Source organism: Shewanella sp. MF05956 (genome assembly GCF_059758055.1).
The window spans coordinates 164982-179916 of record NZ_JCAYNV010000003.1 but is presented as its reverse complement, the minus strand read 5'-3'; the positions used below and the strand labels follow the sequence as shown (position 1 = coordinate 179916).

14 protein-coding genes are annotated in these 14935 nt (G+C 42.2%); all 14 read left to right on the top strand.

Features of this window, described 5'->3' with window-relative positions:
- Positions 1 to 927, top strand: coding sequence for a tRNA (adenosine(37)-N6)-dimethylallyltransferase MiaA (miaA, locus tag AC19MX_RS04470; protein WP_498296661.1), 927 nt, complete (start codon positions 1 to 3; stop codon positions 925 to 927).
- A gap of 84 nt (positions 928 to 1011) precedes the next feature.
- Positions 1012 to 1269 carry an RNA chaperone Hfq gene (hfq, locus tag AC19MX_RS04465; protein WP_011638750.1) on the top strand — a complete coding sequence of 86 codons (258 nt, stop codon included), beginning with the start codon at positions 1012 to 1014 and terminating at the stop codon, positions 1267 to 1269.
- A 19-nt stretch (positions 1270 to 1288) separates the two neighbouring features.
- Positions 1289 to 2596 carry a ribosome rescue GTPase HflX gene (gene hflX / locus AC19MX_RS04460; RefSeq protein ID WP_432399968.1) on the top strand — a complete coding sequence of 436 codons (1308 nt, stop codon included), beginning with the start codon at positions 1289 to 1291 and terminating at the stop codon, positions 2594 to 2596.
- Positions 2597 to 2629: 33 nt separating this feature from the next.
- Positions 2630 to 3790, top strand: a complete 1161-nt coding sequence (hflK, locus tag AC19MX_RS04455; protein WP_432399967.1) for an FtsH protease activity modulator HflK — start codon at positions 2630 to 2632, stop codon at positions 3788 to 3790.
- Positions 3791 to 3792: 2 nt separating this feature from the next.
- The gene (hflC, locus tag AC19MX_RS04450) at positions 3793 to 4671 is read left to right on the top strand and encodes a protease modulator HflC (RefSeq protein ID WP_432399966.1); all 879 of its coding nucleotides are present in this window, start codon (positions 3793 to 3795) and stop codon (positions 4669 to 4671) included.
- A 407-nt stretch (positions 4672 to 5078) separates the two neighbouring features.
- On the top strand, positions 5079 to 5669 hold the full coding sequence (gene petA, locus AC19MX_RS04445) for a ubiquinol-cytochrome c reductase iron-sulfur subunit (protein ID WP_432399964.1): 591 nt from the start codon (positions 5079 to 5081) through the stop codon (positions 5667 to 5669).
- Entirely contained in the window at positions 5669 to 6883 is a 1215-nt protein-coding gene (locus AC19MX_RS04440) for a cytochrome b (protein WP_498296659.1), read from the top strand. The genes petA and AC19MX_RS04440 overlap by 1 nt, the downstream gene beginning before the upstream one ends.
- Positions 6883 to 7581, top strand: coding sequence for a cytochrome c1 (locus tag AC19MX_RS04435; RefSeq protein ID WP_498296658.1), 699 nt, complete (start codon positions 6883 to 6885; stop codon positions 7579 to 7581). Before AC19MX_RS04440 ends, AC19MX_RS04435 begins: the two co-directional genes overlap by 1 nt.
- 95 nt (positions 7582 to 7676) lie before the next feature.
- A complete protein-coding gene (gene sspA / locus AC19MX_RS04430; protein WP_432399958.1) occupies positions 7677 to 8306 on the top strand; it encodes a stringent starvation protein SspA in 630 nt (209 codons plus the stop codon).
- On the top strand, positions 8306 to 8776 hold the full coding sequence (locus tag AC19MX_RS04425) for a ClpXP protease specificity-enhancing factor (RefSeq protein ID WP_432399956.1): 471 nt from the start codon (positions 8306 to 8308) through the stop codon (positions 8774 to 8776). The genes sspA and AC19MX_RS04425 overlap by 1 nt, the downstream gene beginning before the upstream one ends.
- A gap of 74 nt (positions 8777 to 8850) precedes the next feature.
- Entirely contained in the window at positions 8851 to 9420 is a 570-nt protein-coding gene (locus tag AC19MX_RS04420) for an anthranilate synthase component II (RefSeq protein ID WP_432399954.1), read from the top strand.
- A 142-nt stretch (positions 9421 to 9562) separates the two neighbouring features.
- Positions 9563 to 12046 (top strand): S9 family peptidase, encoded by a 2484-nt coding sequence (locus AC19MX_RS04415; RefSeq protein ID WP_498296656.1) that lies wholly within the window; start codon positions 9563 to 9565, stop codon positions 12044 to 12046.
- Positions 12047 to 12148: 102 nt separating this feature from the next.
- Positions 12149 to 13291, top strand: a complete 1143-nt coding sequence (locus AC19MX_RS04410) for an HDOD domain-containing protein (protein WP_432399952.1) — start codon at positions 12149 to 12151, stop codon at positions 13289 to 13291.
- Positions 13292 to 13627: 336 nt separating this feature from the next.
- Complete coding sequence (locus AC19MX_RS04405; protein ID WP_432399950.1) at positions 13628 to 14845, top strand: aspartate aminotransferase family protein; 1218 nt, start codon at positions 13628 to 13630, stop codon at positions 14843 to 14845.
- Positions 14846 to 14935 lie beyond the last annotated feature (90 nt).

The window sequence follows — 14935 nt, the reverse complement described above, 5'->3', positions numbered from 1 at the left end:
GTGAACACTATCAACCGGCCGAAAGTGATATTTTTGATGGGGCCTACGGCGTCAGGCAAAACGGCATTGGCTATCGACATGGCCACACAGCATGACTGTGAAATTATTTCAGTTGATTCAGCGTTAATTTATCGTGGTATGGATGTTGGCTCTGCTAAGCCTTCAGCACAAGAATTGGCCTTAGCGCCGCACAGATTGATTGATATTCTCGATCCAAGCGAAAGCTATTCTGCCGCAGATTTCCGCCGCGATGCACTGGTGGCCATAGAAGATATTATTGCTCGTGGTAAAACACCGTTACTTGTAGGTGGTACCATGATGTATTTTAAGGCATTGCTAGAAGGATTATCGCCTTTACCCAGTGCCGATGAAGCTATCAGACAACAGATTTTGTTGCAGGCAGAAAACCAAGGTTGGGACGCATTGCACCAAGAGTTGTGCCGTATTGACCCTGTAGCTGGGGAGCGTATTCATCCAAATGATCCGCAACGTTTGTCGCGTGCATTGGAAGTTTACCGTATAAGCGGCAAAACGATGACAGAGTTAACGAAGACTAAGTCAGCTGCTTTGCCGTATGATGTAATACAATTTGCTATTGCACCGACTGACAGAAAAGTATTACATGACTTAATCGCTGAGCGGTTTAATATCATGCTTGAACAAGGTTTTATCGATGAAGTCACGCGTTTAAAAGCACGTGGAGACTTGCATTTAGAGATGCCATCAATGCGCTGTGTCGGTTACAGACAGTGTTGGCAATACCTTGATAATGAATTTGATCATGCGACTATGGTCGAAAAAGCTACCGCAGCCACTAGGCAATTGGCCAAACGTCAATTAACATGGTTGAGGAGTTGGCCTGATTTACAGTGGCTTGAAAGTGGTGTAGAAGGGAATTTAGTTACGCTTATGCGACAAAGCCGCTAGCTTATTAGCCGTTGCTGTATAATACTAAAACTAAACAATAAAACTTAATTCAACATATTTATAAAATAAAAAAGGAAATTGAAAATGGCTAAGGGGCAATCTTTACAAGACCCATTTTTGAACGCATTGCGTCGAGAGCGTGTACCAGTCTCTATCTATTTAGTGAATGGTATTAAGTTACAAGGCCAGGTTGAATCTTTCGATCAATTTGTGATCTTACTTAAAAACACAGTGAGCCAAATGGTTTACAAACACGCTATTTCTACCGTAGTACCAGCACGTCCATTTAATGTTTCTGCTCATCAGGGTACTGCCCATGGTGAAGAAAGCGATGCTGAATAATTGAAAAGGAATATAATTTTTGTTTGATCGTTATGAAGCGGGTGAAACAGCTGTATTAGTTCACATAGACTTTTCTGACGAAGAGCGTCGAGAAGACCTAATTGAATTACAGTTGTTAGTTGAATCTGCTGGTGCTCGCTCTGTTGGAGTGATTACTGGCAGCAGACGCTCTCCGGACCGAAAGTTTTTTATTGGTTCCGGTAAAGCAGAAGAACTTGCTGCTATGGTCGCTGCAACTGAAGCCAATGTAGTGATTTTTAATCATGCTTTGAGCCCTGCTCAAGAACGCAATCTTGAAGTTGTGTGTCAGTGCCGAGTTTTAGATCGAACTACGTTGATTCTTGATATTTTTGCTCAACGAGCGAGAACTCATGAAGGTAAGATGCAAGTGGAGCTAGCGCAATTGCGCCACATGTCAACGCGCTTAATTCGTGGTTGGACTCACTTAGAAAGGCAAAAAGGTGGTATCGGGATGCGCGGGCCGGGTGAAACCCAGCTTGAAACAGACCGTCGTTTACTTCGTGGGCGAATTAAAAACATTAATCGTCGTCTCGATAAAGTAGACAAACAACGTGAGCAAAGTCGTCGTGCACGTAAGCGAAGTGACTTAGCCACAGTATCATTGGTGGGTTATACCAACGCGGGTAAATCAACGTTGTTTAATTCGCTGACGTCTTCGGATGTGTATGCAGCCGATCAGTTGTTTGCCACATTAGATCCGACATTGCGTAAATTAGCGCTACCTGACGGAGCTGTGATTCTAGCCGATACCGTGGGGTTTATTCGTCATCTACCGCATGACTTAGTGGCGGCGTTTAAGGCCACATTGCAAGAAACTCGTCAAGCAGAAATATTGCTACATGTTGTTGATTGTGCTGATGAAAACATGACAGAAAATTTTGACCAAGTACAACGTGTACTGGAAGAAATTGATGCTGATGAAATCACTCAATTAGTGGTTTGTAATAAAATAGACCTACTTGAAGATTTTGCGCCTCGTATTGACTACGGTGAAGACGGAAAACCTGAGCGAGTATGGGTTTCTGCGCAAAAACGCATTGGATTTGATTTGCTGCTGAAAGCCATTACCGAGTTAATCGGTGAGGTTATCCGTGAGCTTACATTGAAAATACCTGCATCAGCAGGACATTATCTTGGCCAGTTTTATCGACTGGATGCAATACAGCAGAAAGACTATGACGATCTGGGGAACTGTATTTTATCTGTTCGTTTATCGGATGCCAATTGGCGCCGATTAGCTAAACAGAGTCAGGGGGAATTAGAGGCATTTATTTTTGAACCTTCAGAAATAGACGTCACTTGTTAATCTCATTTATTTCATCCAATTATGGAGTGCTAAATGGCTTGGAATGAGCCCGGTAACAAGGGTAATAAAGACCCTTGGGGAAATAAAGGTGGTAACGATAAAGGGCCACCGGATCTCGACGAAGTTTTTCGTAACTTATCAAAACGTTTTGGTGGCAAAGGCGGTAACTCCGCATCTGGCCAACCATTCAACTCATCGATATTGATTGTAATCGCTGTTATTGCCTTAATTATTTGGGGTTTATCAGGATTATATACAGTCAAAGAAGCTGAGCGCGGCGTGTTACTTCGTTTTGGTCAACACATTGGTGAAGTGAGCTCTGGTTTACACTGGAAAGCCACTTTTATTGATGAAGTGTATACCGTAGACGTAGAAACGTTCCGTTCAATTCCTGCTTCTGGCAGTATGTTGACGTCCGATGAAAATGTAGTAAAAGTCGAATTAGTGGTTCAGTACAGTGTATCTGACGCGTATTCGTACTTATTTAGTGCAGTTGAAGCTAACGAAAGTTTACGTGAAGCGACAGACAGTGCATTACGTTACGTGATTGGTCATAACCGCATGGATGACATTCTAACGACTGGCCGTGATGCGATTCGTCGTGACACGTGGAAAGAGTTAGAGCGTATCATTGAACCTTATAAACTAGGTTTACAGATCCGCGACGTTAACTTTTTACCTGCCCGTCCACCTGAAGAAGTGAAAGATGCATTTGATGATGCAATTTCTGCTCAGGAAGATGAACAGCGCTTTATCCGTGAAGCTGAAGCTTATGCTCGTGAAATTGAACCAAAAGCTCGTGGTCAAGTTGAACGTATGGCGCAACAAGCTAATGCATATAAACAACGTGAAGTGTTAGAAGCTCAAGGTAAAGTTGCTCGTTTTGAAAAGCTATTACCAGAGTACAACGCTGCGCCTGCAGTAACACGTAATCGTTTATATTTAGATGCGATGCAAGCGGTCATGTCTGATACGAACAAAGTGTTAATTGATGCTAAAAATAATGGCAACTTGATGTACTTGCCTTTGGATAAGTTAATGGATGCGTCTAAAAGCTCGCGCCAAGAAGCTGAGCCAGAAGCTGAACGTCATGTTAACTCAGTATCAAACACAGGCGTAAATACACCGATCACTAGCATGTCGTCTGATGGACGTCTCAGCCGCGAAGAGCGTCTTCGCCAAGGGAGGAACTAATCATGGGTAGATTTGCTCTGATCATTTTGATTGTCATCTTAGGCGTTGGTTTTTCATCTTTAATGGTGGTTAACGAAGGCGAGCGTGCAATCGTTGCTCGCTTTGGTAAAGTCCTTAAAGACGATGACGTGACTAAAGTGTTTGCTCCAGGTTTACACTTTAAGTTACCCGTTGTTGATAAAGTGCGATACCTAGATGCGCGTATTCAAACATTAGACGGCGCAGCCGATCGTTTTGTGACTTCTGAAAAGAAAGACTTAATGGTTGATTCGTACGTTAAGTGGCGTATTCATGATTTTGAAAAGTATTATCTTTCTACCAACGGCGGTATTAAAGCCAATGCAGAAAGCTTATTACAAGCCAAAATCAATAACGATTTACGTACTGAGTTTGGTCGCCGTACGATTAAAGAAATCGTATCGGGTAAGCGTGACGAGTTGCAAACCGATGCACTACAAAATGCATCTGAAAGCGCTGAAAACTTAGGGATTGAAGTTGTTGACGTACGAGTTAAGCAAATTAACTTACCTGCTAATGTGAGTAACAGTATTTATCAACGTATGCGTGCTGAACGTCAAGCTGTGGCGAAAGAGCATCGTGCACAAGGTAAAGAACAAGCTGAAATTATTCGCGCAACGATTGATGCTAACGTAACAGTGAAGATTGCTGAAGCTGAACGTAAAGCCCTTACCGTACGTGGTGAAGGTGATGCACTCGCTGCCAAGATTTACGCTGATACTTACAGCAAAGATGCTGAGTTTTATAACTTTTTACGCAGTTTAGAAGCCTATAAAGAAAGTTTTGCAGGTAAAAACGACGTGATGGTGTTAGAGCCAGAAGGTGATTTCTTTAAGTACATGAAATCGTCTAGCGGTAAATAATCGTTAATTAGCTTTAGTGCAAAAACGACAAAAAGCTCAGTTAATACTGAGCTTTTTTGTATCTGCAATTCAAATTCAGTTTTTCGAAAAATCCCTTTCTTTAGTATCAGATGACTACGTTTTACTGTTTTTAGATTAAAACGTATATAAGCAGTTGATTAGGTATAGGAATAAATCATCCTATTTTATAAGTTAATATCGATAAGATTGTTAAAAAGATGCTGATTTATATGCTATTTTGAAAAAAATGTTAATATCCTCAACTTAGATGCGTGTTTTCACTATGATCTAGTTCTAATTTTTCGCTATAATGAGCACCGCCTCAAACTATGATTTTAGCGTTTTACCATTATGGTCGCTAAAGTATTGAAATATAAAAATTCCAACACCCTCTGGGAGATAAGTGGATGAGCAATGCGCCAGTCGATACCGGACGTCGCAGATTCCTGACAGCCGCAACCGCCGTAGTAGGTGGTGCTGGTGCCGTCGCTGTAGCGGTTCCTTTCATCAAGTCATGGAATCCGAGCGCCAAGGCGAAAGCTGCAGGTGCGCCGGTCGAAGTAAATATTAGTAAAGTAGAACCAGGTCAGTTAATTCGTGTCGAATGGCGCGGAAAACCGGTTTGGGTCGTTCGTCGTACAGAAGCTGTATTAGAGAATCTTAAATCTTTAGACGGTCAATTACGCGATCCTGCTTCTGAAGAAATGCAGCAACCAGAATATGCAACTAACCCTGCACGTTCTATTAAGCCTGAATTCTTCATTGCAGTCGGTATCTGTACTCACTTAGGTTGTTCGCCAACTTATTTGCCCGATTCATTCGGTGAGCAGGTTGAAGGTGTACCATCTGGTTTCTTCTGTCCTTGTCACGGTTCTAAATTCGACATGGCCGGTCGTGTGTTCCAGGGTGTTCCAGCACCATTGAACCTCGTTATCCCGCCACACAAATATGTCGATGACGCTACCGTGATTATCGGTGAAGACACAGGAGCGGCGTAATGGTTAAGAATATTATTGATTGGATTGATGCGCGCATCCCAATGACGGCAACTTATAACCGTCACGTGGGCCAATATGCGACACCAAAGAATTTCAACTTTTGGTATTTCTTTGGTTCATTAGCGCTATTAGTTTTAGTTAACCAGTTACTTACGGGTATTTGGTTAACCATGAATTACGTACCAACAGCAGAAGGCGCATTTGCTTCTGTTGAGTACATCATGCGTGATGTTGAGTACGGTTGGTTATTACGTTATATGCACTCAACGGGTGCATCGGCGTTTTTCTTTGTTATCTATATGCACATGTTCCGCGGATTAATCTACGGTTCCTATCAAAAACCAAGAGAGCTGTTATGGCTGTTTGGTATGTTGATTTTCCTTGTGCTAATGGCTGAAGCATTCATGGGTTACTTGCTACCTTGGGGACAAATGTCTTACTGGGGCGCACAGGTAATTATCTCTTTGTTTGGCGCTATCCCTATCATTGGTGATGACCTAACATTGTGGATCCGTGGTGACTACGTTATTTCGGGTGCAACGCTAAACCGTTTCTTTGCATTACACGTTATTGCGCTGCCACTTGTGTTAGTTGTATTAGTGTTCTTACACTTAATTGCACTGCATGAAGTGGGCTCAAATAACCCTGATGGTGTTGAGATTAAAAAGAACAAAGATGAGAACGGTTGGCCTGTTGATGCTATTCCATTCCACCCTTATTACACCGTAAAAGATATTATGGGTGTCGCGGGCTTCTTAATTGTGTTCTGTTATGTGTTGTTCTTCATGCCTGAAGGCGGTGGATACTTCCTTGAAAAGCCAAACTTTGAAGCGGCTAACCCAATGAAGACTCCAGAACACATTGCGCCAGTTTGGTACTTCACACCTTTCTATGCCATTTTACGTGCTATCCCTGATAAGTTAGTGGGTGTTATTGGTATGGGTCTGTCAATTGCAGTGTTATTTATTCTGCCTTGGCTTGACCGTTGTAAAGTGAAGTCTATTCGCTATCGCAGTACGATCCACAAGATCAACATTGCTCAGTTTACTGTGTCGTTCATTATTCTTGGTTATTTAGGTGTGGTTCCTGCAACGCCTGAGTTAACTATTGCGGCACGTATTTTCACTTTCACTTACTTTGCTTTCTTCGTAGCCTTATGGGTTTACAGTAAAAATGAGAAAACAAAAGAAGTCCCAACGAGGGTGACACACTAATGAAAAAGTTATTAATTGCATTAGTTACATTGTTGCCATCTTTGGCGATGGCAGCGAGTGGACACAATGTTCACTTAGAAAGTGCTAACGTTGACTTGCATGATAAAGAGTCGCTAGTGCGTGGTGTTGATTTATTTCAACACTACTGCTCTGGTTGTCATAGCACTCAATACCAGCGTTACGAACGTGTTGCTACAGATCTCGGTATTTCTACCGATGATATGCGTAGTAAGTATATTCTTAACAATGCAAAAATTGGCGATTTAATGGAAAACGCAATTCCTACTGCCGATGCTGCTAAATGGTTTGGTGCTGCGCCTCCAGATTTAACATTGGTTGCTCGTGTACGTGGTGAAGACTGGGTATATTCATACCTTAAAGGTTTTTATGCTGATGAGACTCGTCCATTTGGTGTAAATAACACAGTGTTCCCATTAGTGGGTATGCCTCATGTATTACAAGACTTACAAGGTCTTGCAGTAAAACAAGAAGACGGCACTTTTGTTACCACTGGTGGCAAAATGACGGCAGAAGAGTATGACCAAGCGGTTCGTGATATCACGGGTTTCTTAGTTTACTCAGCTGAACCTGTACAGTTAGAGCGTAAAGCTCTTGGTATGTGGGTACTTGGATTCTTGTTTATTTTCTTCATCATTGCGTATTTGTTGAAGAAAGAGTACTGGAAAGATGTACACTAGCTATCAATAACGGTTATTATACATTATCCGCATATTGTAAACGGGGGGCTTAGCCCCTCGTTTGTTTTGTTTTTTTTAGATTCTGGAGAGTATCAATGGCTGTTGCTGCCAACAAGCGCTCTATCATGACACTTTTTTCTGGTGCCGATGATTTATATAGTCACCAAGTACGTATCGTATTGGCTGAAAAAGGGGTTACCGTTGATGTTTTGCAGGTAGACCCAAGTGAAATGCCTGAAGATTTACTTGAAGTTAATCCATACAACTCAGTACCGACCTTAGTTGATCGCGAATTAGTATTGTATGAATCTCGTATTATTATGGAATACTTGGATGAGCGTTTTCCGCATCCTCCATTAATGCCTGTTTACCCGGTATCTCGTGGTCAAAGCCGTTTGATGATGCACAGAATCGACACCGACTGGTATGCGCTTGTTGAGCGTATCCGTAAAGGTGAAAAAGCTGATGCAGCGCGTAAAGAGTTAACTGAAAGCTTAGTTGCTTTAGCGCCGGTATTTGCAGAAATGCCATATTTCATGAGCGAAGAATTTGGTTTGTCTGATTGCTACTTAGGCCCATTATTATGGCGCTTACCAGTATTAGGGATTAACTTAGACCCTCGTACAGCAAAAGAAATCAATGCTTATATGACTCGTATTTTTGAGCGCGAATCGTTTAAAGCGTCATTAACTGAGCCTGAGCGCGAAATGCGCATGGGAATGTAATGAAACCAATAACACCTAATCGTCCGTATTTATTGCGCGCTTATTATGAATGGTTGATGGATAACCATTTAACACCGCATGTAGTCGTGGACGCTTTTGTTAAAGGTACTCAAGTTCCGCAGCAATTTGTTAAAGACGGTCAAATCGTATTAAACATTGCAACTGGAGCTGTGGCAAATCTTCATATGACTAATGATGCCGTAGAGTTTAATGCACGTTTTGGTGGTGTACCACAAAATGTGTTTTTACCTATGGCCTCTATCGTAGCCATTTATGCACGTGAAAACGGTGCCGGTACGGTGTTTGATATGGAAGATGCTTACATGATTGAAGATGAGCATGATGAGCTTTTATCAGTGCCATCTTCGATTAAGTCTGTTGAAGAGCCTACAACTGCGCCTAAAACAACTAAGCCGAGCAGTTCAGACGATAAAGCGAAACGCAGAAGTCACCTAACCGTGGTTAAGTAATTATCCATGTTAGGACATAAAACCAGTCGCAAGGCTGGTTTTTTTTAAGCTAAAAAAAGTGACGAGTATCGATAATGTTATTGATGATTGATAATTATGATTCATTTACGTTTAACCTGGTTCAGTATTTTCAAACACTGGAGCAAGCGATCATCGTTAAACGCAATGACGACATTACTCTTGAACAAATTGAAGCATTAGCGCCTAGCCATTTAGTGATTTCACCCGGCCCTTGCACCCCAAACGAAGCGGGTATATCACTTGCTGCAATCGCCCATTTTGCCGGGAAAATTCCAATTTTAGGGGTGTGTTTAGGTCATCAAGCGATAGCGCAAGTCTTTGGTGCTAATGTGATCCGTGCTAAGCGTGTGATGCATGGTAAAACCAGTTTAATACAACATAATCAACAAGGCTTATTTTCTGAGCTAGCACTGCCTTTACAAGTTACCCGTTACCATTCACTGCTCATTGACAGTATTCCCAGGGGATTTGAACTCGATGCTTGGTATGATGATCCGATCCACGGTCGTGAAATTATGGCCATGAGTAATCAGGCGTTAGGTATATACAGCGTACAGTTTCATCCAGAATCTATTTTAACCCAGCAAGGCCATGAGTTACTGGCTAACTTTTTACGTGCGTAATCTATCGTTATATCAATAAGCATACACTTCAAGCTGTTGATATCTTGAACGTATTTTATGTTACAACTTCAGATATTCACCCCCGGTCAATCTTACGTATAATATGCTATAAATAGCGCTTAAAATAATAAAAGGGATGAACATGAACAGCTTTTTGCGACACTTTGCCATTAGTGCAGTTTCATTGGCCATGATGGGTGGCTGTGCAGCCACAGTCGACTCAACAGTGGTGACAACCACTGCGATACCTACACAAATTACCGTAGCACTAGCTACACCTGTTCAAGCTGAAGAAGCGCTAACACTCAAGCAAATAATGGCTAATCCAGATTGGATGGGCATTTTAGCCCAGGGTGCTTATTGGAGTGACGACAGTCAGTCAGTGTATTTTAGTCGCCAAGCTCATCAGTCACCTGTTCGTGATTATTATCAGCAAAGTATTACAGCAACAACGGCCAACCAGCTTGAACTTTCTCAGCTGCATTTAGCTGACCAACGTAATGGTGTGATTAACCAAGCCAAATCTCAAAAGGCGTATATTTACCAAGGCAATGTGTTTGTTAAAAACCTTCAAAGTGGTGATATTAGTCAAATTACTCGTCAAAATGATGCGATAAGTGGCGTGCGTTTTTTGAATAATGGCGATCTTGCTTACTGGCAAGGCAACAATATTTTCCGCCTGCATCAAACCACTGGCATGGTTGAGCAAATTGCAGCGATTCAAATGGCTAATGAGCCGACAGGCACAGAAGAGCCTAGTACTTATATTGCCAAGCAACAACATCGTTTAATGGGTTATGTGGCGCTGCAACATAACAATGACAAGGCTCGTGAAGATTATCGTGAATCATTGGCTAAAGCAGATCCCACATTTTCAGCTCAGCCATGGTACTTAGGCGACTCTGAAACTATTTCAGAAATGAGTCTATCGCCCGATGGTCGTTATGTGATGTTGGCACTCACCGACAAAAATTATACCAGGCGAGCAGAGCACGACATTATGCCTAATTATTTAGGTAAAGACGGTTATGTTGATGCCGTTCCTGCACGAGCGCGTGTCGCTGAAGATGCCTTTCCTGGCCAACGTTTAGTGTTACTTGATCTTATTGAACACACTAAAAAAGACATCACTATCGAAGGCTTAACAGGGTTTGATGAAGATGTATTAGCCAGTGTTAAAGCTGAAAATGCTAAAGCCCAAGGCAAAAACTATAAAAGTGTCAAAGCCCCACGTTTAATCCAACTGATGCAAGATTGGGAGTGGAGCCAAAGCGCGATGCAGTGGCGTGAAACCGATAACCAGTTGATGGTGATGGTTGAAGCTGTTGATAACAAAGATCGCTGGATTGCGCGTGTAGACCTGCAAAAGGGCAAACTTATTACCGAACATCGTTTACACGACGATGCGTGGGTTAACTATAACTATAATCAATTTGGTTGGATAACCGGGACAGACTCTGTTTACTATTTGTCTGAGGAGTCAGGTTTTTCTCATTTATATACTAAATCGGCCTCAGGTAAGATTACTGCGCTAACAAGCGGTAAATATGTGGTTGATAATGTGACCTTATCTCCTGATGGTAAACACATTTATTATCGTGCCAACAAAGATCATCCAGGGAGCTACAATGTTTATCGAGTAGCGGTCGCTACGGGTAAAAGTGAGCAATTAACCCAATGGTTTGGCACATTAGATTACAGCTTAAGCCCAGACGGTAGCGCATTATTGTTAACGGCCTCAGCGACAACAAGCCCCGATGAGTTATTTATTCAACCGATTGGGGGGGAAATTAAACCGCTGACTCACTATACCAGCGACACATTTAAACAATACCCTTGGCAAGCGCCACAGGTTGTTGCCGTACCATCAAGCCACGGAGCAGGGCAAGTTTACGCCCGAGTGTATTTGCCGCAAGGTTATGATGCTAAGCAAGCCGATAAATATCCCGCGGTAGTGTTTAGCCATGGCGCGGGTTATTTACAAAATGCGCATTATGGATTTTCTGGGTATTTTCGTGAGTTTATGTTCCATAACTTATTAACCCAACAAGGTTATGTTGTCATGGACATGGATTACCGCGGTTCAAAAGGTTATGGACGTGATTGGCGCACTGCGGTTTATCGCAACATGGGCCATCCTGAAGTTGAAGATTTAAAAGATGGTGTTGCTTGGTTGGCGAGTAACGCCAATGTGGATGCAAAACGTGTGGGCACTTACGGCGGTTCTTACGGTGGTTTCTTAACCTTTATGGCTTTATTTAATGAACCTGAGCTATTCCAAGCAGGCGCCGCATTACGCCCTGTAAGCGATTGGGCTCATTATAATGCGCCTTATACGGCTAACATTTTAAATACGCCTGACGTTGATCCTATTGCTTATGAGCGTAGCTCACCAATAGAGCATGCTCACGGATTACAAAAACCATTGTTAATTATGAGTGGCGTATTAGATGACAACGTGTTTTTCCAAGACAGCGTGCGCATGGTACAACGGTTAATTGAACTTGAAAAACCGATGTTTGAAACCGCTATTTATCCGGTTGAACCGCACGGGTTTGTGCAACCGTCTAGCTGGTTAGATGAATACCGTCGTATTTATAAATTATTTGAGCAAGAGCTAAAATAGCTACTGAGTTCCAAATTAGTAAATAAAATCGTATTAAGGCTTTCTTTGGAGAGCCTTAATTTTTATGATTACTCCTAACATCATATTCAAGGGTAGTGTTGAGTGGCAATATCAGTCGCGGGTGGCGTAAGACCCGGAAAAGTCATCGAAATAGAACGTCGACTCTACAATCAGCTTATTGTGGGTAAACACGTTGTGGGTTCAATGTTAGATGAACTGAATACCGAAATAGAAGAAAGTGCCAATAAACTTGATATAGAACGTAAAGCGTTAAAACTGCGCATAGAAAAACAAGTGCAAGAGCGCCATATATACCTCGAAGTTTCTAGTCACTTAACGCATACCGTCAATAATGCTGTTGAACATCAAATGATAAACCCTCTGTCTATTATTGAGTCAGCGGGCATTACCGAAAGCCAAGTGTTGTTATTAGATTTACTGTTAAGCCCGGATCTAAACTTAAACCGTTTGCGACCGATTATTGAAGATAATAGCTGGTTATGCCGCGATTTAATTAATTTGATCAACAGTCCAACCTCACGACACAGGCGCCCGAAAAACTCAGATGTACAAGTTACCGATATCAAATTGGTGATAAATTACATTGGTTTAGAAAACCTTCGCTTATTGATCCCGTATTTTTGTTTACGTAACTGGTTACCGTCAGGGAATGCCAACTTATTATGGATAACCCGCAAGTTATGGCGCTACAGCATCATGAGCGCAATCGCGGCACAAGCCTTAGCTGAGCTACATAATAAAGAGCCAAGTCTGACATATACTTGCGCGCTAATGTACCAATTTGCCACCTCAATTATTTTGAGCCAAAGTGGCCAAATTTTCGATAAAACATGGGGTACTTGGCTAAGAGAGGCAAGTCAAAGTCGAGATAAACAAGTGTATGACGCGATTATGGCCACCGACTTTCCGGCAGAATCTGTATTTGAACAGGTGATGCAACATGGCCATACGTTAAATTGGCAGTTGCTCAATTTATTGAAGTTTGAAGATTCGAAAATGACCAGTGTGTTGAAAGAACTTGATCATGATTATCATTTTTCTGAGTTATCAGCCGATGCAGCCATTGTGGCCAAAGCAAGTTGTTATGCCAAAGTGCTATTATTAGAAGAGCAGCAGCTAATCGACCCGCAAGAGAGACGCATCATGTTTGATTATTACGAGTTTTCTCCCCAAGAACTGCTGCGACTGAAAGCGCAAAACTTTCGTAAGCTTGATTTACTTTAAGCGAACCAAATATCCAATATTGCTAAATGTTAAATTTGTGTAGTTATTCACTTTTGGTGAATAGGTACACAAAATACGTTGAAATAACTTTTTTTATGACTATTTATGCTTGTTAGCCCCCCAATAAACGCTTTATTTAGTCATATTTTTCAATCTTTATGCAGAATAGACCTGTCGCCTGCAGAAGTTAATTGTACAGAACTGGTATTTTGATCACATTTTCGCTAATAATGTCCCATAAATAACACAAGCTTCCGCCAATGCACTTACAGAATATAAAGCAAACAGCGGAAACAGCGGCTTTCAAGCTGCTTATAACCTGAAGGATGAAATGCAATGAGTCTAGAAATGAATCTAACCCGTGCCCAATTCGATGAAGTCATGGTGCCTAATTATGCGCCTGCAGCCGTTATTCCTGTTCGCGGAGCAGGTAGCCGTGTATGGGATCAAGAAGGCAATGAATTCATCGATTTCGCTGGTGGTATTGCAGTTAATTGTTTAGGTCATTGCCACCCTGCTTTAGTGTCTGCATTAAAAGAGCAGGGCGAAAAGCTGTGGCACTTATCAAATGTAATGACCAACGAGCCAGCGCTTGAATTAGCCACTAAATTGGTTAACTCAACCTTTGCTGAACGAGTTTATTTTGCCAACTCTGGCGCAGAAGCAAACGAAGCCGCGCTTAAATTAGCCCGTCGTTATGCATTAGATAACCATAGTGCTGACAAAGACCAAATTATTGCTTTCGACAAAGCATTCCACGGCCGTACATTCTTTACTGTAACCGTTGGCGGACAAGCTGCTTATTCAGACGGTTTCGGCCCTAAGCCACAAAGTATTACTCACGTACCATTTAATGATATTGCTGCACTAGAAGCGGTAATTTCAGACAAAACTTGCGCCATTATGCTCGAGCCATTACAAGGCGAAGGCGGAATTATCAATGGTGACCCTGAGTTCTTAAAAGCTGTGCGCCGTTTAGCGGATAAGCATGATGCTTTGGTTATTTTTGATGAAGTACAAACCGGTGTGGGCCGTACTGGTGAGCTATTTGCTTACATGGGTACCGACATCGTGCCTGATATTTTAACCAGTGCTAAAGCATTAGGTGGCGGTTTTCCAATCGCAGCCATGCTAACAACGGCTAAAATTGCTGCTCACTTAAAGGTTGGCACGCATGGTTCTACTTATGGTGGTAATCCATTGGCGTGTGCCGTGGGTAACGCCGTAATGAACGTAGTAAACACCAAAGAAGTGCTTGATGGCGTTAAGCATCGTGAACAGTTATTCCGTGATGGTTTAGCGGCCATCAATGCTAAATACAACGTATTTAGTGAAGTGCGTGGTAAAGGTTTGTTGCTTGGTGCGGTATTAAACGAAAAATACGAAGGCCGTAGCCGCGAATTTTTAGTTGCATCAGTTGCCGAAGGATTAATGAGCTTAATTGCTGGCGCAAACGTGGTGCGTTTTGCTCCATCATTGGTGATCCCAGAAGCTGATATTGCTGAAGGCTTAGCGCGTTTTGAACGTGCTGTTGCAAAAGTAGTAGCAGGTTAATGAACAACTGAGTGCAAGCGTGGCTTGCACTCTTGTTGTTTGGGTTCGCCATAATCGTTTGTTGCGTTGGTGGGTAAACTATCAGCGCTG